Here is a 22,874-nt window from a genome sequence, read left to right as displayed (position 1 = left end):
AATACATTTGTGAAAAGAATATCCCTTCAAAAACAACAATATTTTTTTATCCAACTTATCAATAATGAGCACTTATAAAAATTAGTATCAATTTTCGGACATGGAGTCCAATTATGAATAAGCCCTTACTGTGCCTTGTCGCATCGTGCTCATTGACACCTCTGCTCAGTCATGCAAGTTCCCCTTACTTTAGCTTTAAAGATGGCGATGGTTTTAAACGTTTTTCAGTTTCTGTCGGTGCACTTCATGTCAAACCTACGGGGAAAGCTCAACCTTTTCAAATCAACACCGCAGTAGATGAAGGTCAAAAAGCAGCGGTAGGTGATGTAAAAGTTGACTCTGTACTTGGCGCAATTGATGAAAGCCAAAGTGGTGCGACAGCCAAAAAGAATTTTTTAAAAACAGCCGTGGATTTAGATGTGGTCGGTTTGTTGTCTTATAAAGATGAAACTGGTACCAAATATTTAAAATCGAATGTTGCAGGTGAAGCGACCATCAATGGGCTTTCTCAATGGGAGTCAGAAGGTACAGGCCTTGAAGCAGATGATGTTACAACGCTTGGAATCATGTCTAACTATTTCTTTACTGACAATATTTCTCTTGAAATCAAAGCTGGTGTCCCACCCAAAGTTGATATTATGGGTAAAGGAAAAATTTATGCACCGCTCTCAGGAATTGCGACCCCAAGCGGTATAGGCTCTCTGGTAGGTGATTTACCCTTAAAGAAAGATATTTTCATTACAGACCTAGAAGCACATGAAAAAGCAGCTTCAGCACGTGCTTGGACACCTGCTTTTGAGTTTCAATATCATTTTGGAAAAACAGGTGTAAATAAATTCAGACCTTATATTGGTGTAGGAATGATGTACGCCTATTTCAATGAGTTGGAGATCAATAAAAATATTGAACAAGACTTAATTAATGCAGGCCACATGATTGTCAATTTAAAACAAAATCAAGCAGGTGCTGCTTTGGATGGCAAAAAAAGTAGTGGCAATCCTAAAGTGAAATTAGATGCTGAGGATGTCTTTGCTCCAATCGCAACAGCAGGATTTACTTATGATTTTAATGATCGTTGGTTTGCTGTCGGTTCTGTTTCCTACGCACAATTGAAAGGAACCACAAAAATTACGGTTGCAGATGATCAATATGGAGATTTGATCAATGCTAAAACAGATATCGAAATCAATCCTATTCTAGGCTATGCAGGTATTGGTTATCGTTTTTAAATAGCAGCGTATTCAAACTTGAAAGTGAACGACCTTTGGGTCGTTCTCACTTAAAAGATTATGATTAATTTTAAAGACTTGAAATAAAGTTAAGCCTATAAAAAATATTTATCGATTGTTCAATCTTTATTTTATCGTCATTCGACATTCAATCATCTACAATTGCTATTTAAAGGTTTTAGTACCAAGATTTGGATGACTTATGTCTCATATTACAGATGATACCCGCTTTTCAAAGCCACTCATTTTTATGCTGATTGGTAGTGCTTTTATTCTAGCGCTCTCCTTAGGTGTACGACATGGTTTTGGGCTTTATCTGGTACCAATGAGTAATGAGTTTCAATGGAGTCATCAGGTTTTCAGCTTAGCAATTGCAATACAAAATTTGCTTTGGGGTGCAATGCAACCCTTTACAGGTGCATTAGCAGACAAATACGGCAGTAAAAAAGTCGTGATTGTAGGTGGCGTACTATATAGCCTTGGCTTGCTTCTGATGTCGATCAGCTCAAATGCATTATTACTTGATTTTAGTGTCGGTGTGATTATTGGCTTAGCCTTATCCGCAACTTCATTTTCAATTCTTCTTTCAGCTGTAGGTCGAGCAGCTCATCCGAGTAAACGTAGTATGGCCATGGGGATCGCCAGTGCCGCAGGCTCTTTTGGGCAATTTATTATGTTGCCAACGACCCTATTGTTAATTAAAAACTTTGGATGGTCGTCTGCATTGGTCATTACAGCAATCTTGGTGGCATTGATTGTTCCGCTTGCATGGATGCTGAAAGCACCGATGTATGTTGCACCGAATGCAGTGACACAGGTGGCCAAACCCAATTTATCATTCAAACAAATCCTAAAAATTGCTTTACAGCACAAACCCTTTTTATGGCTTGCTTTTGGTTTTTTAGTTTGCGGTTTCCAAGTGGTATTTTTAGGCATTCATTTACCCGGCTATCTAATCGATCATGGTTTTGATGCTTCTACAGGAACCATGTTTTTAGCTTTGGTTGGATTATTTAATATTCTCGGCACTTATACAGCAGGATATTTAGGCGATAAATTTTCAAAACCTCACTTGTTGATGGGACTTTATGGATTACGTGGTGTGGCTATTATTGCCTTTCTAACACTCCCACTGAGTGTTTGGACAATTTATGCTTTTGGTATCATCATGGGACTGCTATGGTTATCTACCGTACCATTAACCAACGGTATTGTGGCCAATATGTTTGGCGTTAAATACCTCACCACACTCACAGGTCTCGTGTTTTTTACGCATCAGGTTGGGTCTTTTTTTGGTGGATGGCTTGGTGGTTTAAACCATGATCTCACAGGGAATTACAATGCGATTTGGATCACTTCGATTGTACTGAGTGCTTTAGGCGTGATTGTGCATTTCTTTGTCAATGAGGAGGCGATTGTTCATGACTGATTCATTATTATCATTTTCATGGTTAAAAGCAGTACTGTGGATTGGTTTAATCCTCATTTTCAGTTTTGCTATTTTCCTTTGGATGAATACACCTGATTTATTTGAATATTTTAATATGGCGTTCTGTGCACATTAAGTTTTAAAAATAGAATGTCTTATTCGTTAATAAGACATTCTCACCTCACTCAGCACCTTATGTTTAACGTCAGTTCGGGATAAACTCTGATATATGTTATTGAAAAAATAGATCAGGCACGACGGGAGTCTTACTGTTTAAAGTCAGATGTAAGGATTAACCTTCGGTTCGACCTGAGAGGTACTACCTCGCAAGGCTTTCGGGAAAAGTAGGCAAAACCATTTGTCAGTCGCTAACTCGACAGATACTATAAAGTATCTAATATATCGCAAAAACAGTATATTACAAATGTAGCCCTGCCTCGAACAATGCGACTGACGTTTCCGCGTATCATATAATTGGAAACATATCTTATCCCGAACTCAGGTTATGTTTAAAACATAGCATCAAAGCATTTTGTTATTTGAATAAGCTTATTTTTGTGAATAAAAAATTTACATCAAACAACTGTTCTGCTATTTCTAATCACCTACTGTCTCTTAATCATTCAACGATGCATTTAACGTTATATCATTTAATACAATCACGGTCGCAGCGCATTCTATGGTTACTGGAAGAATTAGGCTTAGACTATGATTTAAAAACCTATAAGAAACATCTTGATGAGAATCAAAACGATGAATTAAAACAGTTCAATCCATTTGCCCAATTTCCCACTTTACTCATTGCGGATCATAAACAAGTTGCTCCAATTGTGTTAACTGAAACTGCTGCGATTACTGATTATTTAAGCCATGCCACTCAACAACTGGGCATCCAAGGATTACAGGCTCAGGAAGTGATTGATTTTTATTTTTGGAAGAATTTTTCTGAAACCAATTTCATGCCAAACTTAGCACTTAAGCAGATATTCAGCAGAATTGTGCAACGGACACCATTTCCATTGCATTACTTTGCTCGGCTTTTTAAACATGCTTTTGATCGTGGATTTTTGAATAAGACACTACATCAACAAATGCAACTTGTTGAGCAACAATTACATACTCATACATGGATTGCGGGTGAAACGTTCACCATTGCAGACATTCAACTTTGGTTCCCATTACAGGCTTGTTTTGAACTTGATTTAGACTTTCAACAATATTCAGAGATTCAACGCTATCTATTACAAATACAAAGCAGACCAGCCTTTCAAATTGCATTAACAAAAGGACAATGGTCTGCACAAGTCTTTCAAAAATATTGGTCAAATGCGTATTAATGATTTAAAACCACCAATGATTTAAACCACATCAAGCCGATTTACGAGAATTAACACGACCTTGAAGCACTGCTTTCACATTATTTTTTGCATAATTTAAAAACACTTTCAACGGTGAAAGTTTAGGATTCGGTTGTTTCCCTTGAGCGATGGTTTTAAATTGCGCTGCATACCAAAGCACTTCCATAATCGCCATTTTATCAATAAACGGAATACCTGTTTTAATTGCATCAACGGCGTAGCGCACGTCACGTCCTGCAATCAAGCTATTGCTTACATCTGGTTCTACGGCCAAAGGACGTGCAATACCAATAAACTCACATGCACCACTATCCAATGCTGCATTCATACCTTGTACTGTACGGAAACCGCCTGTCACCATAAGATGACATTTTACTTCTTTACGAATATTTTCAGCAAAATCTAAGAAATAAGCTTCACGTGCAATGGTACTTTCTTTACGTTTATCCGCTTTTGCACCTGCCATCGCTGGTGCTTCGTATGTACCACCTGAAACTTCGATTAAATCGATACCTGCCGCATCGATCGCTTTAAAAACTTGCACCACTTCTTCTTCAGTGATCCCACCACGCTGGAAGTCTGCTGAATTCAGTTTTACCGACACGATAAAGTTTTCAGAGGTTTTTTCACGTACTGCTTTATAAATTTCTAATAAGAAACGCATACGGTTTTCAATAGAACCACCCCATTGATCTTGACGTTTATTGGTCAATGGAGAAAGGAACTGACTGATCAAATAACCATGTGCGCCGTGTAATTGCACACCTTCAAAACCAGCTTTTTCACAAATACGCGCGGCTTCTGCAAAACGTTGAATAATATCTAGAATTTCATCTTCACGTAGCGCACGTGGTGTACCAAAGGTGGTCGCTAACATTGGGCTAAAAGGGACTGCTGATGGTGCAACAGTTTCACGATTTAGACCTTTAGGACATTGACGACCTGGATGTGACAATTGAATCAATTGCACCATGCCATATTGCTTACCAACATTTGCCCACTCTTTTAATTTTTCTAAATCATGCTCAGTTTCAATAGCAACAACACCCGGCTCATTTTTCGCCTCAATGTTGACCATGACATTGCCTGTAATCGCACAACCAAGACCACCTTTCGCCCAAGCTTCATACAAACCTAGGTGTAAATTATTGGGTTGACCTTCACGATTTGCCAAAGCTTCACTCATTGCTCCTTTGATCAGGCGGTTCTTAAATATTGTATTTTTAATTTGAATCGGTTGTGCAAGATGGCTCATGATTAAGTCTCTTAAGGTGTAGAGTATTTACTCTAAATAAAATATACGATAGGTCAAGTGTAAATTTGACAATATCGTTTGTCAAATTTGTAAATGTCGCAAATTAATACTGACTGGCTGCTATTAATTTTTTTGTATAATCATGTTGAGGCTTATCAAATAAGGCTTGCGTGTTTTGAAATTCAATCAATTTTGCATCTTTCAGAACCATCACTTGTTGGCAAAGTGCTTTGACGACTTGCAAGTCATGACTAATAAAGAGATAACTCATTTGATAGTCAATTTGTAACTGGCGCAATAATTTGATAATCGCGTGTTGAGTTGTACGATCCAATGCTGAAGTTGGTTCATCTAAAATCAACAATTTAGGACGTAAAACGATCGCACGTGCCAAAGCCACTCTTTGCCGTTGCCCACCTGATAATTCATGCGGATAGCGTCGTCGACATTGGAAAGGTAATTCAACACTTTGAAGTGCTTCATTGATACGAATATCAATTTCTATGGCCTTCAATTTCTGCATCGCAAGACCTTCACCTATGATTTGCTCAACAGTCATACGTGAGTTGAGGCTACTAATTGGATCTTGAAAAACCATTTGAAAGTTTGTTCGAAATGGACGTAATTGTCGCTCATTCAAACGATTTAAATCTTTATTTAATAAAAAGATACTTCCTGAGCTGTCGATCAATCTTGAAATTGCCAAAGCCAAAGATGTTTTACCTGAACCGCTTTCGCCAACAATACCTATCGATTCAGATCGGTGTAATCTTAAATCTAAGGGAGCAACCGCAACAAAATGATCTTTAACACGATTGAATAAACCTTTCTTTATCGGAAATCTTACTGCAACCCGATGTAAGGACAATATCGAACTGCTTTGTTGCGGCAGTGGATTGGCTTCACCAAAATCATTTTCTAACAAAAACTTGGTGTAATCGGCTTGAGGATTGTTAAAAATTTCCTGAACTGTCCCCTTTTCTTCAACAACACCTTTATTCATTACAATCACTTGATTGGAATATTTTTTCACCAAGTTTAAATCATGGCTGATCAAGATCATGGCCATTTTATGATTCAATATCAAAAGTTGTAAAAGATTTAGAACTTGAGACTGTAAGGTGACATCTAGTGCAGTAGTCGGTTCATCCGCAATAATAATTTCAGGCTCGAGAGCCAGTACAGCTGCAATTAAAACACGCTGCCTTTGCCCACCTGACAGCTCATGCGGATAACGATTTAATAGATCTTCAGGTTCAGAAATACCGACATCGCTCAATAGATCATAGACCCGTTTACGCACTTTTTCTTTAGACATTCCTTGGATCAATAACGGTTCGCCAACAATTTTAACGACCGTGTGCAAAGGATTCAGTGCAGCGGTAGGTTCTTGAAAAATCATCGCAATCTTTCGACCACGAATTTGCTGTAATTCGAGTTCTTGCATGGCCAATAAATCTTGACCATGATAAAAAGCCTGACCAGAAGCTTTTAAGTTTTCAGCCAATAAGCCCATCAGTGCTAAGCCACTCAGTGATTTACCTGAACCACTTTCACCCACAATGGCAACTGTTTCACCGACATGCAAATCAAAATTAAGCTTTTGAACCAATGGCTGTTGTGTATTTTCAATCTGTAAATTTGCTACAGAGAGTAATAATTCTGGGTTATTTTTGGCGTCTTGGATCGAATGCATCTCGTGTCGCCTCCCCAATATAAATCAATAAAGATAAAACCAAAGCTAAGCTAAAAAAACCTGATAGCGCTAACCACGGCGCATTTAAATTATTTTTACCTTGCAATAACAATTCACCAAGTGAAGCTGTATCGGGCGGTAAACCATACCCTAGAAAATCTAAGGCGGTTAAAGCAGTAATATTGGCCGTTAATATAAAAGGAAATTGCGACAAACTTGAACTGATCACATTGGGCAAAATATGTCGAAACATGATTTTCCAATCATTCACGCCTAGCCCTCTTGCAGCTTTGACATAATCTAAATGACGTGCCCTGAGGAATTCTGCTCGAACGATACCCACCAAGGATATCCACCCAAATAACAGCATGATGAGAAATAACCAATATACATTGGGTTTAAACATACTGACAAAAATCATGACGATAAATAAAGTCGGTAAACCGCCCCAAACTTCTATAATGCGTTGCCCAATCAGATCTACCCATCCACCATAATAGCCTTGAATTGCACCGACTATAATGCCAATAAATGATGCAAATACAGTCAAAGCCAAACCAAAAACTAAAGAAATGCGTAAGCCATACAAAAGACGAGTCAGTACATCACGCCCTTGATCATCTGTACCTAACCAATTCTCAGCAGTCGGTGGCGATGGTACTGGAACCGCTAAATCTAAATTGGGAGTTTGAGGGGAATAACGCAAAATTGGCCAAACAGCCCAACCCTTTTCATCAATCAAATGTTGAACGACAGGATCTCGATAATCTGCCTCAGTCTCAAATACACCACCAAACGTTGTTTCTGGATAGGTTTTGAGCACAGGTAAATAATAGTGTTGTTCATATTTCACCAATAAAGGTCGTTCATTGGCAATCAGCTCGGCAGCTAAAGATAAAATGAATAAAATAATGAATAAGATAAAACAAAAGTAACCTAAACGATTCTGTTTAAACTTTTGAATTCGAGCCTGTGTTATCGGTGACATTACTCGACACCTCTCGAATCAAAATTAATCCGTGGATCAATGATCTGATAAAGTAAATCACCGATCAATCGCAAGATCATTCCAAATAAAGTCAGTAAAAATAGTGTCCCGAAAATAACAGGATAATCACGCTGTTGTATCGCTTCAAAACCAAGTAATGCGATACCGTCTAAATTAAAAATAATTTCGATAAAGAGATTGCCAATAAAGAACGTGCTCACCAATGCTTCGGGCAAACCTGCAACAATCACTAAAATTGCATTACGAAAGATGTGTTTATACAAAACCCGATTTTCAGTAAAACCTTTGGCACGAGCAGCCAAAACATATTGCTTCCCCAACTCTTCCATAAAAGAAAATTTAGTCAGGTAAGTTAAACGTGCAAAACCACCCAAAACGATAGCGGTCAAAGGCAAAGTCATGTGCCACAAATAATCTTTCATTTGCTCAAATAAACTTAAACTTTCAAAATCATCTGAAACTAAACCTTGTAACGGAAACCATTGCAAATAAGTACCACCAGCAAAAAAAACAACCAACACTATCGCAAATACAAAAGCAGGCACTGCATAGCCTACAGCCAATAATAACGACGTTGATTTATCGAAAAACATACCATGTTGTTTGGCTTTTTTTATCCCCAGTGGAATTGAAATCAGATAAATAAGCAACATGCTCCACATTCCCAATGAAAGGGTAACGGGCATCTTTTCCCATAACAGTTCAGTTACAGGCTTATCTTTAAAAAAACTATTTCCAAAATCAAAAGCCATGTAATTTTTAATCATCAAGCAAAAACGCTCATAAATGGGCAAATCAAAACCATATTGTGCTTTGATTTTATTGACCATTTCTTCACTTAGACCACGCGCACCTTGGTACTGACTCTCATTAATTGAAGTCGATAATCCCGCAGTTCCACGGTTAACACCTTGAAAGTTCTCTGCTTGTTGAATGGCTTGTTCGACAGGGCCACCCGGTGCGATTTGAATCACCACAAAGTTAATCAGGAGAATGAAAAACAATGTTGGAATAATCAGCAAGAGTCTTTTGAGTATATATATGCCCATTGAAAATGAGGTTCCTTGTGACCACATGCAATATAAAAAATTTAAATAATGATGAGTATTAAATTATTTATAACGGAAAATAGTGATCATTCAATCATCAAATTATCTATTTTTAAGATAATGCGCTACTTTGTTTTGCTGAATTGGATCAGACCACCAATACTCTAAACCTAAAGATAGTTTAGGCTTAATCGCAGGTTGCCGATACATATTCCAATAAGCATACCAATTTTTATCATTACCATAAGTCAGAATTTGATAATAACCTGCCCGCAATACCCGATCCAAAGCTTTACTACGAATCACCAATTGCTGACGATTGGGTGCAAGAATCACTTGTTGAATCAACTGATCAACCACAGGGTTTTGAATCCCAGAATAATTGTAATTGCCCACTTCATTTGCCGCTTTACTGCCCCACATTTGTAGTTGTTCAACACTTGGGGTCAAAGACTGTGGCATTTCCATGGGTGTCATTTGAAAGTCTGAACGGCGCATACGTTCAGTATATTGCGGATAATCAACTTGACGAATATTGGCTTCTATACCCAGTTTTTTAAGATTGCGGATATAAGGTAATAAAGTTTTTAAATCACCATCTTGGTGAATTAAAAATTCAATACGAATCGGTTTTCCTTGACGATCAACCAGTTTAGCATCTCTAAAACCATAGCCTGCTTTTAACAAAATTGTTCGTGCTGTTAATAAATTTTGCCGATTAAAACCACTTGCATCCGAAACTGGATATTTCCAATCCGCCAAAACACCTTGCCGCTGCGTAGAATTAAGTTGAGTCAAATACGGTTTTAAAATTTCAAGCTCTTGTAAATTTGGTTTACCCGTTGCTGCCAATTCGCTGTTTTGGAAATGGCTTTGTAAGCGTATATTCTGCCCATACAATAAAGCTTTATTGATCCATTCAAAATCATAAGCATAGGTCAAAGCTTGACGAAAATGAATGTCATTAAATGGTGCTTTTCGGGTATTAAAGACAATACTTTGCGTCAGTGCTGGGGTTTGTACTTTAGAAATATACTGTTTCACCAAACCAGCTTTAACCGCAGGAAAGGTATAAGCCGTCACCCAGTTTCGTGCTTTCTTTTCTTGATGAAAGGTATACTGTCCTGACTTAAATCCTTCAAAAGCAATATCAGGATTTCGATAATAAACAAACTTCATTTGATTAAAATTATAACGCCCACGATTAACAGTTAGGTCTTTTCCCCAATAATTCGGATTGCGTTTATAGGTAATACTACGCCCTGCATCGATATGCTCAATTAAGTAAGGGCCAGAACCTAAAATAGGCTGCAATGTCACTTTGCTATAGTCTTTATTTTTCCAATCTGCTTTTGAATAGATCGCGATTTTTGCCAAAATCAGTGGCATATCCGCATTATGCTTAGATTTAAAAGACATCTTAACAGCATATTTTGACAAAACTTCCGTCTTCGCCAAATCAGACAGGTACATTTGAAAACCAAGATTTGCTTTCGTTTGAATTGTATCAAAAGAAAATTTAACATCTTCTGCGGTAACGGGTGTGCCATTACTAAAACGTGCTTTAGGATTTAAATGAAAAATAACGAATTGAGTCTTTTGCGGATCATAACTGACTTTTTCAGCCAGTAACGGATATAACACACCGGGTTCATCAAGCGAGCTATCCATTAGGGTATCAAATAAATAATTGACCCCATCCGTCGCACTTCCCTTACCATTCATACTATTAAGATTATCAAAAGTCCCATTACTTGCCATGCTGATATAACCACCTTTCGGTGCGTTGATGTTGGCATAAGGCATTGCCTGAGCATTGGCATATTGGGCGCTGTTGTGTATGGCAATGTACGCTGTCGTCTGTACAGCGGCATGTACATTTGAACCAACGAAACCAATTACACAAAACCCCAATGTAGGTAGTATTGAACCTACATGTGCGATGCTCAAACGCATGAGCTGATTTCCTTCAATCTAAAAACAATCTAGAAGTGATTATGGATTAGCGTCTGTCGACATTCCATCAATGTTCATCGACAGACGCTCATGATCGATTAAAGATTTGGGACTTTAATAACCGTACCAATACGCAAAGCGGCATTTGACTTCATATCATTCATTTCAGCAAGTTCATTGGTGTCTATGCCATATTTACTTGCCAAACGGATGAGGGAATCACCACTTTTTACTTTGTATTCAGTCACTGTTTTCGGCACACGAATACTTTGACCACGTTGCAAGCCTGCTCGCTGATTTAAATTATTTAACTCAGCCAATTCTTGAACAGATAGACCAACACGGCTTGCAATCGCATTCAGTGATTCACCTGACTTAACGGTATAACTTTCCGTGTTTTTGGTTGAAACCTTAGATGACGATTTCGCCGCAGCTTTTAACTCATCTTTGTCTTTTTCTTTAGATAGCGAGGATTTACTGGGTAATTCCCCATCAACTTTTAAACGTTGCCCAACTTGTAGGGCTTCATTACGGCTCAAACCATTCAATTCACTTAAAAACGACAACTGCAATTTGTACTTTCTTGCAATACTTGCCATGGTCTCACCAGACTTCACGACATGAATATCTTTGCCTGATGCTTCTGATTGATCATCATTTTTAGCGTTAGATCTTTCTTTAACTGTTGGTTCTGGCGTACCTGTTAATTTAAGTTTCTGACCAACCAATAAACCTGAATTATTTTGTAAATTATTCAAGTCTGCAATTTGACTCACTTGCAAATTGTACTTATTGGCTACAGCAATCAGGCTATCCCCCGATTGAACGGTATAGGTATCTGGTGTTGAGCTACCCGCAGGAATCTTAATGACTTGCCCTGCCATCAAACCTTTAGATTTTGATAAATTATTTAACTCAGCCAATTCAGATAAGGTCATTTTTGACTGACTTGCAATACTGGATAAAGTATCACCACTTTGAACTTTGTAATTTTCAGTCTTATATGCAAGGTCTGCTTTAACATTCTTAAACTTGCTTTGATCAATCACTTTAGATTCAAGTTTCGACTCTTGTTTAGTGTCTTCATCTTTCATCTCATGTAAAGGCACATTAATTTTTTGCCCCACATATAAGCTACTTGCAATATCCAAACCTGGGGTTAAATCTGCCAACTCAGGTACAGACAAGGCATAACGATCTGCAATAACTTTAAGATATTCACCACGTTTAACCACATAATTTTTGGTTTTAATTTTTGCGACAGGTTTAGATGTATCAGCACGAACAACTGTCTTGCTAATTTCAGACAATTTATTATCTGCAACATCTTTTAACTTTAGCTTCTGCCCAACAAATAGATTACTGTTGGTATTTAAATTGTTATAGCTTGCCAATTGTGAAAGAGATAAATCAAACTGATCTGCCACACTGGTCAAGCTATCATTTGGCTTAACCACATACGTTGTTGGTGCATTATCAACAGTTTTTTTAGCGCTAACAGGTGCATCAATCTGTGGTTTAGCATCATACAAATATAATGTTGCACCCACGAATAACGTACCATTTGGATCGACTTGGTTCCATTTGGCAATATCACGCCAATTGACGCCGTTTTTCAATGCGATTGTCGCTAAAGTATCACCTGACAGCACAGTATAAGTACTGCGTTTACCTTTAGGAGGCTCTACAACAACTTCACTATCGGTCTTTTTAAAACTTTTACCCTGATTAAGTTTAGCTTCTTCAGAGTTTGCAGGCGTTGTATCAGCAAGACCTTTTGGATAAGCAAAACCGACGATATTCTCTTTACCTTGCACTTCCGCAACAGATTGACTGGTTTGAATTGCAGTAAGTTTAATCTTGCCATCATAAGGATCGACAATTTCTGTACCTTGTGGAGCAATTGCTTTAATTTCTTGAACGACTTGTTCTTTTTCTGCTTGAGAAGCTTGTGGTTCTAAAACTTGCTTCACTGTTTCCTTTTCACCTTCTGCTTGAATTGCAGCGAGAATTCGAGCTTTTTCTTGTGCAGAAATTGGTGGTTCAACGGCAACAGGTTTCACATTGGCTGCCGTAGTGACAGCAACAGGAATACGTGGCGCACTCGGTACATCAGCATTGGCAGCAAATCTAGCCAAAGCCTCTGAACCTTGTGGCGTATTTTTTAAGGTACTTAATGGGCTAACAGAACTGGAGGTTTTCGTGTTTGATGTTCTGTTATTACTTGCAGTTAAAGCAGGTGGTGTCGTTCTTGCTGGATTGATGGTTTGTGTAACTGTTGTCGTTACAGGTGTAGGTGACAACGTGGTGGTTGCTGTGGTTGGTCCGTTATTACTTGCCCACAATCCGCCATCATAACTTGGTTTTAAAGCTCTTAATTTAGAATCAATGGTTGGACTAACATCTGCAGGGATCAAAATACGCAATGTACTTGATGCATCTATTGACTCACCACGATGCCCCGGATTTAATGCATACAGTTCCGCACGGCTGAGTCCAGTAATTGAAGCAATTTGATTGAGTTGAACCCCTGCAGGAATATTTACTTCTCTAAAATGGGCACGGTTTGCAATCGGTGGTAACGACACCCCATATTTTGATGGGCTTTTGATAATTTGCGCTACGGCTAAGAAACGCGGCACATAGTTCATGGTTTCTTGAGGTAATCTCAAAGACCAATAATCTGTTGGTAAGCCTGCCGCTTGGTTACGGTTAATGGCTTGTTGAATACGTCCTGGGCCTGCATTATAAGCAGCTAAAGCCAATTCCCATGAGCCAAACTGATTATATAAACTGCCTAAGAACTCATATGCTGCACGTGTAGACTCAACTACGTCACGGCGACCATCATACATACTGGTTTGTCTTAAACCGTAAATTTTCCCTGTACTTGGAATAAATTGCCACATACCTGCAGCTGCTGCGCTACTGGTTGCAGCAGGGTCGTATGAACTTTCAATAATAGGCAATAATGCCAATTCAGTCGGTAATCCACGGCGTTCAGCTTCTTTCACAGTATGATAAAGATAACGTGACGCACGTGCGCTCAAACGGTCAATATAAGGCTGACGAGAAACAAACCAGCTTCGTTGCGCATCGATACGAGGATCCCAATGATCTTCATTCATTTTAAAACCAACGGTCATACGCTTCCAAACGTCACCGTGTTTTAAAATCAGTAAGCGATCACCTTCTACAGCACGCATATCTGTTGCAGACAATAGATCTTCGAGCGAATCTAAACTGCTCGCATCCAACATGCCTGTTTGTTTTGAGGTTTGAACTTTTGAATTAGATGGAGTCGAGGAACAACCAGTAGTCAAACCCACTGCGGCCAATGCAGATGTTAATAACGATAATTTAAAGAAAACAGACGCAGTAGGTTGCCACACCATTGTGGTAGCTTTAGACATAAGGGTTCCGAACAACATTTAGTAAATTATTTTATCTCTGCCATTTTAGTAGAGCTATAGACTCATACAAGGCAAAATTTGAATGCGAATTGCATACAAATGTTACAAGAAATTAAAAAAATCTCAGTTCATGCGCAGAAAACGCTGATTTGCGTATACAATAAATTCTTAAACCGCTATGTTCAACTCTTTCTTCACTTTCATTGGTTATTACTATGTCACAAACAATCACTCTTTATGTCGATGGGGCTTGTAAAGGCAATCCAGGTCCGGGTGGCTGGGGTGCATATATTATTACCGCATCTAAAGAGCATAAATTGTGTGGTGGCGAGCTAGACACAACCAATAACCGTATGGAGTTAACCGCAGCCATTGAAGGGATTGCGTTCTGCCCTATGGATGCCAAATTGATTATTTGGACAGATTCCAACTACGTTAAACGTGGCATCACTGAATGGATCACAGGTTGGAAAAAGAAAAATTGGAAAGATGTAAAAAATCCTGATCTTTGGCAAAAACTAGATAAAACCTGCCAAGGCCGTGAAATTGAGTGGAACTGGATCAAAGGTCATGCAGGTCATGCGGGCAATGAAATGGCAGATCAATTGGCAAACTTAGGTACAGAACAGACCTTAAAAGCAAAATCAGCAACCCAATCACAACATTCACAAATAGATGTTACTGAAAAAAATCTTCAGCCAAACACGTTAATCAATAATTCAGAAAATGCGTCAAACGCTCTATTAGATGATAAAAAAAAAGTAGAAAATGATTGGTTATTTGATGACCCTTTTGGTTTTGACTTAATCCAAGATGAAGAAGTCGTTGAAGAAACACTTATTGATGACGCAATAGTTGTAGATACAGCTCCCTCTATACAGCTCGATTCTGAACACAACGAATCCGCTACAAGCAAAGAAATTGAAGCCAACTCACCAATGAATGAAGAAATAGCAATGACCGATAATCAAAGTTCTGAAATGCCAAATTCAGCAGATGCTATCGATCGTATTGAAAAAAGCCAGAATTCAAATACTGTGTCGGATCTTCATCCTCAGATTGTGATTACTCCTGCAACGCTTCATTTACAAGGTCCTAAACAGTTTATTCTCGATACAGAAACGACAGGTTTTTATTATCAGGATACTGACCGAATCGTTGAAGTTGGTGCGATTGAAATGATCAATCGTAAACTTACAGGGCGTTCGATCCATATTTATATTAACCCTGAAAAACCTGTAGGTGACTCAGAGGCGATTCACGGTATTACAGACGAGTTTTTAAAAGATAAACCTAAATATGCTGAAATTGCACAGGTGTTATTTGACTATTTAAAAGATAGTGAAATTATTGCCCATAACGCAAGCTTCGATATGAACTTCTTAGACATGGAGTTTAAACGTACTGGCTTACCTGCGTTATCGGAAGTCTGTGAAGTCACCGATACTTTGGCAATGGCGAAAAGTAAGCATCCAGGGCAGAAAAACTCATTGGATGCTTTAGTACGCCGCTATGAAATCCCGCAACGAGATCGAACCTTCCACGGTGCATTACTCGATGCCGAGATTTTAGCTGACGTTTACTTAGCCATGACAGGCGGACAAGTATCTTTTGACATGGATGCGATTTCTGCACATACTGAGCAAGGTCAAGGGAACGTTGCTCGACAAAGACTCGAACTTGATCTTCCAGTCATTGCTCCTTCTGATGAAGAATTAGATGCGCATGAGAACTGGGTCAAACAATACCAAGAGAAATACGGGGAAGCCTGCATTTTTGCAAAATAAAATTGCCATTAAATCGTGATTTTGTTCTGTAAAGATTTCATTCTTCAGCTATATTAAAACTTAGAAAAATTAGCCTTATTATGAGGCTAAAAATAGAACATTTAGATACCCTGGATAGGTGCAGATCAATGTCTTACCAAACCTCTATACATTTTGATCCGACGGCATTACTTATTATTAAAAAAGAAGTCGATAATTCAATTCTACAAGTAGAATCAGCTGTGAGTAGCTTAGTTGAAGATCAAACTTTACCTTTTGGTATTGATGATGCATTGAGTCAATTGGAGCAATGTGCTCATGTACTCATGTTGATTGACATGCCACAAGTTGCCAAAATTACGGAATTAGCCGCACAGCTGATGCGTAAAATCATGCAAAATCCGCGTGATATCAATACAGAAGAAGTGATTGCTTTGAGCGAAGGCACCACCATGCTCAAACGCTATATTGAATTTAGTTGCTTGCGTGAAGTTAAAGTCCCACAGTTTTTACATGATTCTTTAAATCATTTAGAGCAAGTATTGGGGCTTGAGTTAACCCCTGAAGGCCAAGCGATTGTTCCACTACTCGATTGCGTCACGCCAAACTTTAAGCTTCCGCAATCGCCTGAATTAGAAAAATCAGTTTATGTACATAAGTTATATAAGCTATGTTTACATAAATTGTTGAAACAACAAGAAACTAAACTTGATTTGCAAGGCCTGAAATTGGTTGGTGCATATTTAGAAAACTTTTCTAAAGACCAACCAAGCGCACAATATTGGAGCTTGGTTGCATTTGCTTTAAATCAAATTGACAATATTCTTTTAAATGATGCCCGTCTAAGAACACTCATTGGTATCGAAACCAATATTTCGTTGTTTTTCAAAGACCCACAAGCTTTTAAAGCCTCTGTTTTAGACACTGCAAATATCTTGAGCATTTGTATCAGCCAAGAAGATGATGTTTCACAGCATATTCGTGAGCAAATCAATGTCGGTGAAGATATTCTGACAGATACGCAACTACAAATTTTTAGCCGCCATTTGTATGGCCCAGACTTTGATACGATTCATACTGTTAGCCAATTAATTACCGATGAAATGTCACAAATCCGTAATGATATTGAGTTTAACTATCACAATATGAGTAGTGAAAAAGCTCAAGAAATCAAAGTGAAGCTGAATGATCTCGCTCATGTTTTTAAAGTTTTAAACTTAAATGAAGCTTATATAGAACTAAAACAGCAAGCTGACCTTTTGGCTCAAGACAATATGCTTAAAGATGAAAGTTATGTTCAACAATTGATGAATAGCATTTTATCTGCAATGAATTCAATTGGTATTTTAGAGCGTAATTACACATCGAATCGTCTACAGTTAAAAGTGAATAATCTACAGATTTCCTTGGATCGTTTAGACGAAGCACACACTGCTTTACTGGCTGAAACCAAGACAACTGCGGATTTGACTGCAACCACGCTGATTCAATATCTACAAGACAATCAAGCAAGTAATTTAGAAACAATCCCATCTCAACTGAGAGAGATTGCGGGTGCGATGTTGTTCCTTTCTGCAAAAGATGGGCAAAAAGCTTTATTAGAAGCAGCCGATTTTGTACAAACTCAACTTGCCAAAGAACAAGGCTTTGATGCTCAACAAATTAATCATTTGCTGGATGTCTTGGCGAGTGCAGATATGATGATTGAAAATCTGCAAAATAAACAACCCGTTTTACAAGCCATGTTTAATGTTGCATTAACCAGTAGTCAAAAATTGAAATCGGTTGCCTAATGTCTGAATTATCACTTGCTTATATTTTTCATCATCACCAACTTTTAGTGGATGAAAATCTTCAACTTCCCAAAGTTGAAAAACTAGCAAGTGATATTAGTTTTAGCTCGGGTGATCAAATCATTGCCCGAGATCTTTTAGCAGAAGATGCGATTCCTGAGGGATATCAACTCATTCCCATCCGTCAGCTTATTTCACAGTGGACGAAACCACAATTTGAACAAGCCAGTCGTGCAGTCCAACTATTAGAGTGGCGTAGAAACCATAAGTTTTGTAGTCATTGTGGGCATGAAACAGAAGTCCACCCTATTGAATATGCAATGGTTTGCCCTGCTTGCCGTTATCATCAATATCCGCGTGTACAACCCTGCATTATTACCGTGATTACACGGGGTAAAGATGAAATTCTGCTGGCAAAGAATGCAAAAAATATCAGCAATATGTATGGTTTAATTGCGGGTTTTGTTGAAGTTGGCGAAACTTTGGAAGAAGCTGTCAAAAGAGAAACTTTGGAAGAAGTAGGTTTACATGTAAAAAATGTCACTTATTTATCAAGTCAGCCATGGCCATTTCCAAGCAACTTAATGTTGGCATTTAAAGCTGAATACGAATCTGGTGAAATCGTGTTGCAGGAAGAAGAAATTAGCGATGCTCAATTCTTCAAATTTGATCAACTTCCCGAAACACCTTTCTCAGGCAGTATTGCACATGCCATGATTGAGCATGTGATTCATCACACACCCATGCATCAAGATTAAGCATTGCAACAATGGACATTCAACAAATAAAAAACACCGAGCGATTGCTCGGTGTTTTTTATTGCTAAGCGCATTTATTACTGATTGTTTTTAAATATATTGTCCAAAATATGAATGATTTCAGAACGTGTTTTAAAGAATCGGCTCACTAAACTCGACACACTGCCCATAATTGAAATATGCCCAGTCTTTGGAATCACTCTTATTTCGCAATGATTGCCCTTTTGTTCAAGTTGTAATTTAAAATCCAAAGAGTTTGTGTCTTTCACGATTTGATCATTTTCAGCTAAAAACAAATAATGTTTTACTGTATTGGTTTCGACAAAATAATAAGGCATCACTTGTTCAAAAGGCACACTCTGATCAAAAGCAGCTTCAGCCAAAGGATCACCTTTATAATCAAAATGATAAGGCCCAGCAATACCAATCATTGCTTTGATATTTTGCTTAATCTGCAAATCATAATGCTGTGGATGATACAACAAAGATGCAATATTAAATGCGCCCGCTGAATGGCCCATCAGTGCAATATTGGCTGTTGAAATACCCAGTTTCGTTTGTTGCTGCTGTAAATAATTCAAAGCAACAGCCAAATCTGTCACGTAGCTTGGAAACTTATGTTCAGGGGCAAGATGATAATTCATCACCGCCACATCATAGCCAAAACGACTAAATGCTTCGCCGACAAATTTATAAGCACTTTTATCGCCATGACTCCACGCACCACCATGTACAAAAATAATCAGTGGTTTGTGTTTATTTTGATTCGAAATATAAAGATCTAAGCGTTGTCGAGCTTTCAAACCATAAGCAATATTTGGCTTAATGGAATACCCCTTTTTCGGGGTCAATCCATTGATGGTCATACTACCTAAATCATATAAGCGGAAATCTTTATATTGCGATTTAAGACTTTCCAATTGTTTAACGATTTGATCTTTTAAAGGTCGCAACTTATTGTTGAATAACATTCTTGCTTGGCTCGACAGCATCTGGATCAATCGCAACTGGAGTCTGTACATCAGGTTGCGTATTATTCACAACAGGTGCTGTAAATGATGATGATTGGATTGAATTATTTCCTTGCTCGATATTATCAATCAAGGTCACAATTTTAGTCACATTTCCAACCTTTTGTAAAACATCATTTAAGTCTGCAATTTCAGCATTATTTAAACGACCTAAAACATACAACACACCATCTTCTGTATGAATAAGCACTTTATTGTCTGAAACGACAGGTGCTTTCATAATCAAACCACGTGTATTTGCAGTGACACTCGCATCTTGCATAATCGTGCTATAACCAATTTGATTACCCACAGTAATATAATTATGCACTGCTTTTACATCACTCATTGCACGTAAATTATCTTCAGCCAACTGCTTCAAATGTGCATCAGGTACTTGCCCTGTGAGCAACACATTGCTATGAAAACTGCTGATATTGACGCGAGATTGATTAAAACGAGCATCGAGTTTATATAAATTTATTTTCGCAGTACGTTCAATAGAAGAATCAATGAACACTTGACCTAAAGATCTAACACCACTTTCTGTTCCAACTGGTGCAGAACCTGTGCCACCTGAGATAAAACTTGCGCAACCAGACAAACTTGCTACACACATCATGGTTATGACAATACGCTTTAACACTCAGCAAAACTCCTATTGAATTTAGCGACAAAACCATCCTCATGGAAAGCCTTTACACTAAAATATTCTATATTTTTTAAATAACTATTAAATAACGATGCTTGAATTTTCAATCACAGATTAATCAAGTCCGCATCTAAAGTAAATGCATTTTCAATCCATGCTTGATCATAAGAGATTTGAGTAAAGTCTTGCTGTACGTTTTTTGCAATTTTATGATGTAAATCAAAACTAATTACATCAAAACGACAATAGTATTGTTCATAATGAGGATGATCTTGTAAAAACTTCAAAGCTGTTTTCAATAATTTCTTTTGCTTTGATAAACTTACCACTTCAAATGCTTTACCTAGCTGTGTAGGTGTTCTGGCTTTGACTTCAACAAAAATAAGATTATTTTGGTATTGGGCAATAATATCAATCTCCCCAAATTGCGAGAAATAATTCAATTTTAAAATTTGATAGTGATGGCTGAGCAAAATATTTACTGCCTCTTGCTCCGCCCATTGACCTAAAGAATTTTTTGCCATGATGAAGAATACTGTAATTTTATGATCGATCAGAATCTACAATGCCACTAAATTGCTTTTAGAGCGTTCAAAACACTGCGGAATACGCTCAACACGATTAGCTTCAATTTTAATTTTTCCAGTCCGACCACTAAACGTTAAATTTTTAGCCTTTGGGTTAAGTACAAAATGTTCAGCAATATGCCATGCATCGCCACCAAATGCATACAATCGTTGATACGGTAATGAGGTCGGTTTCTCTTTATAAGCTTGAATCACATCGCTCCATTCAGCGATATACAATGCAGGGACATCACAAAACTTCATGCCCTTCGGTAAAGCTTTTTTTTCATTGACCGCAATCGCTTGTGTATAAATATTCTTTTTCTGTAATTTCTTTAAACTAGACAACCATTCATTTGAACCTAGCAACAAAACCCCTTCATTACTCGCGCTCACTTTCGGCATTTGTTCAACTGGATCAACCTCGCCTCGATAATTCAAAAATAAAGCATTGAGAAAGTTAATTGACTCCGCTTCAGCCCCCTTCTCACGAACCACATAGAGTTTTGAAACCTGATCATGGTGAATATAATCCAACAGTGCTAAAGCATCATCATTTTTTGAAAGACTATATTGCCAAACATTTTTATGGGTCGGATAAACCTCATTCAACGCCAAAACAGGCACTTTAGGTTTAAGCTTAATTAAAGCTTCTACATCAGGCCGAGCCAATGGGCCGATAATCATTTGCGTCTTTTTATTGACATTCTGCTTCAAAATTAATTTGAGTGATTTCTGTTCTGAATTGACAAATTTTAATGGAATATTGTTATTCCCAACTTGATATGCACTTAATATACCCTGTTTGATACTTAAACCCGCTCGCGACATAGGGCCAGTTTCGGGTAAAATAACCAATACCTCTGCATGAATTTGGATTGTAGATCCAATTATTCCTAGCAACGCCATTCTTTTTATACAATTCAATACTATTTTATTCTTCATGGAGAACCTTATGAGTGCTCAATTATTTGTCGTAGCGACCCCAATTGGGCACTTAGATGATATGACTTTTCGTTCTATTGAAATTTTAAAGTCTGTTTCAGTGATTGCGGCAGAAGATACACGCCAATCTGCTCAATTATTAAAACACTATAATATATCAACTCCGCTCACAGCGTGCCACGATCACAATGAAAGTAACAAAATTGATATACTTATCGAAAAATTAAAAAATGGTGATAATGTTGCACTTGTGAGTGATGCAGGTACACCTTTAATTAGTGACCCTGGTTTTAAGTTGGTTCGTGCTGCTCAGGAAAATAATATCCGTGTGATTCCTGTACCGGGTGCATGTGCCGCAATTGCTGCGTTGAGTGCTGTAGGCTTACCGAGTGACCGCTTTAGTTTTGAAGGCTTTTTATCTTCAAAGCAGTCTCAACGTTTATTACAACTCGAAAAATTAAAAAATGAAACTCAAACCATGATCATCTACGAAGCGCCACATCGTATTTTGGACAGTGTCAAAGACATGGCGAATGTGTTCGGTGCAGATCGCCCTGTTGGTTTTGCTCGTGAAATTACCAAGACCTTTGAAACCATTAAAAAAATGACATTGTCAGAATTGGTCAGTTTTATTGAAAATGATCGCAATCAGCAAAAAGGTGAAATTGTATTGGTGATTGGTGGCGCACCAACTGAAAAAGATCTAGATCAAGAAAAATTGGATAAGCTATTACTACGTTTACTTGAAGATCTTTCAGTTAAAGCCGCTTCACAATTGGCTGCGGATTTAACTGGCATTAAGAAAAAGGTTGCTTATCAACGTGCTTTAGAATTGACGGATAAATCTTAAGCACATCACAAAAAAAAGACCCTGTAAAAATTTAGAAACTTTTAAATCCTCCCCCTTGTGGAGCATGCTCCTCACCTTTGAAAAAGGAGGGTTGGGGAGGATTTATCAGATATCCTGAACTTTTTAATTTCAACAATATA

Annotated in this window: 18 protein-coding genes; 8 read left to right on the top strand and 10 right to left on the bottom strand. The window is 37.9% G+C overall.

Features of this window, described 5'->3' with window-relative positions; all coding sequences use genetic code 11:
• Positions 1-110: 110 nt before the first annotated feature.
• From ACY45D_RS05510 to ACY45D_RS05495, 4 genes are all read left to right on the top strand, one after another.
• Positions 111-1,229: an OmpW/AlkL family protein gene (locus tag ACY45D_RS05510; RefSeq protein WP_463109434.1), complete on the top strand. Its 1,119-nt coding sequence runs from the start codon at positions 111-113 to the stop codon at positions 1,227-1,229.
• Between the two features lie 202 nt (positions 1,230-1,431).
• Positions 1,432-2,658 (top strand): MFS transporter, encoded by a 1,227-nt coding sequence (locus ACY45D_RS05505; protein WP_463108794.1) that lies wholly within the window; start codon positions 1,432-1,434, stop codon positions 2,656-2,658.
• Positions 2,651-2,794: a hypothetical protein gene (locus ACY45D_RS05500; RefSeq protein ID WP_463108793.1), complete on the top strand. Its 144-nt coding sequence runs from the start codon at positions 2,651-2,653 to the stop codon at positions 2,792-2,794. Before ACY45D_RS05505 ends, ACY45D_RS05500 begins: the two co-directional genes overlap by 8 nt.
• Positions 2,795-3,287: 493 nt before the next feature.
• Entirely contained in the window at positions 3,288-3,995 is a 708-nt protein-coding gene (locus ACY45D_RS05495) for a glutathione S-transferase family protein (RefSeq protein ID WP_463108792.1), read from the top strand.
• Between the two features lie 31 nt (positions 3,996-4,026).
• Here ACY45D_RS05495 and ACY45D_RS05490 read toward each other — a convergent pair whose 3' ends face one another.
• From ACY45D_RS05490 to ACY45D_RS05465, 6 genes are all read right to left on the bottom strand, one after another.
• Positions 4,027-5,271, bottom strand: coding sequence for an NADH:flavin oxidoreductase/NADH oxidase family protein (locus tag ACY45D_RS05490; RefSeq protein WP_463108791.1), 1,245 nt, complete (start codon positions 5,269-5,271; stop codon positions 4,027-4,029).
• Between the two features lie 103 nt (positions 5,272-5,374).
• The gene (locus ACY45D_RS05485; RefSeq protein ID WP_463108790.1) at positions 5,375-6,967 is read right to left on the bottom strand and encodes a dipeptide ABC transporter ATP-binding protein; all 1,593 of its coding nucleotides are present in this window, start codon (positions 6,965-6,967) and stop codon (positions 5,375-5,377) included.
• Complete coding sequence (locus tag ACY45D_RS05480) at positions 6,939-7,955, bottom strand: ABC transporter permease (RefSeq protein WP_463108789.1); 1,017 nt, start codon at positions 7,953-7,955, stop codon at positions 6,939-6,941. Before ACY45D_RS05480 ends, ACY45D_RS05485 begins: the two co-directional genes overlap by 29 nt.
• Positions 7,955-9,025 carry a microcin C ABC transporter permease YejB gene (gene yejB, locus ACY45D_RS05475; RefSeq protein WP_463108788.1) on the bottom strand — a complete coding sequence of 357 codons (1,071 nt, stop codon included), beginning with the start codon at positions 9,023-9,025 and terminating at the stop codon, positions 7,955-7,957. Before yejB ends, ACY45D_RS05480 begins: the two co-directional genes overlap by 1 nt.
• Before the next feature lie 102 nt (positions 9,026-9,127).
• Complete coding sequence (locus ACY45D_RS05470; RefSeq protein ID WP_463108787.1) at positions 9,128-10,981, bottom strand: extracellular solute-binding protein; 1,854 nt, start codon at positions 10,979-10,981, stop codon at positions 9,128-9,130.
• A gap of 98 nt (positions 10,982-11,079) precedes the next feature.
• Complete coding sequence (locus ACY45D_RS05465) at positions 11,080-14,394, bottom strand: lytic transglycosylase (RefSeq protein WP_463108786.1); 3,315 nt, start codon at positions 14,392-14,394, stop codon at positions 11,080-11,082.
• A gap of 215 nt (positions 14,395-14,609) precedes the next feature.
• Between ACY45D_RS05465 and dnaQ the strand changes: the two genes are divergently transcribed.
• From dnaQ to nudC, 3 genes are all read left to right on the top strand, one after another.
• Complete coding sequence (gene dnaQ / locus ACY45D_RS05460; protein ID WP_463108785.1) at positions 14,610-16,181, top strand: DNA polymerase III subunit epsilon; 1,572 nt, start codon at positions 14,610-14,612, stop codon at positions 16,179-16,181.
• Positions 16,182-16,309: 128 nt separating this feature from the next.
• Complete coding sequence (locus ACY45D_RS05455) at positions 16,310-17,953, top strand: chemotaxis protein (protein WP_463108784.1); 1,644 nt, start codon at positions 16,310-16,312, stop codon at positions 17,951-17,953.
• Positions 17,953-18,711: an NAD(+) diphosphatase gene (gene nudC / locus ACY45D_RS05450; RefSeq protein ID WP_463108783.1), complete on the top strand. Its 759-nt coding sequence runs from the start codon at positions 17,953-17,955 to the stop codon at positions 18,709-18,711. The genes ACY45D_RS05455 and nudC overlap by 1 nt, the downstream gene beginning before the upstream one ends.
• 77 nt (positions 18,712-18,788) lie before the next feature.
• On the opposite strand, the gene ACY45D_RS05445 is transcribed toward nudC, so the two are convergent.
• From ACY45D_RS05445 to ACY45D_RS05430, 4 genes are all read right to left on the bottom strand, one after another.
• On the bottom strand, positions 18,789-19,682 hold the full coding sequence (locus ACY45D_RS05445) for an alpha/beta hydrolase (RefSeq protein ID WP_463109433.1): 894 nt from the start codon (positions 19,680-19,682) through the stop codon (positions 18,789-18,791).
• Positions 19,666-20,367 (bottom strand): BON domain-containing protein, encoded by a 702-nt coding sequence (locus ACY45D_RS05440; RefSeq protein WP_463108782.1) that lies wholly within the window; start codon positions 20,365-20,367, stop codon positions 19,666-19,668. Before ACY45D_RS05440 ends, ACY45D_RS05445 begins: the two co-directional genes overlap by 17 nt.
• Positions 20,368-20,480: 113 nt before the next feature.
• Positions 20,481-20,897, bottom strand: coding sequence for a YraN family protein (locus tag ACY45D_RS05435; RefSeq protein ID WP_463108781.1), 417 nt, complete (start codon positions 20,895-20,897; stop codon positions 20,481-20,483).
• 36 nt (positions 20,898-20,933) lie between these two features.
• Positions 20,934-21,884, bottom strand: a complete 951-nt coding sequence (locus ACY45D_RS05430; RefSeq protein ID WP_463108780.1) for a penicillin-binding protein activator — start codon at positions 21,882-21,884, stop codon at positions 20,934-20,936.
• A 10-nt stretch (positions 21,885-21,894) separates the two neighbouring features.
• On the opposite strand from ACY45D_RS05430, the gene rsmI reads away from it, so the two are divergent.
• Positions 21,895-22,734, top strand: coding sequence for a 16S rRNA (cytidine(1402)-2'-O)-methyltransferase (rsmI, locus tag ACY45D_RS05425; protein WP_463108779.1), 840 nt, complete (start codon positions 21,895-21,897; stop codon positions 22,732-22,734).
• Positions 22,735-22,874: the final 140 nt, after the last annotated feature.

The sequence above is a fragment of the Acinetobacter sp. BZX-2 genome (assembly GCF_055179795.1).
This window is presented reverse-complemented; position numbering and strand designations above follow the sequence as displayed.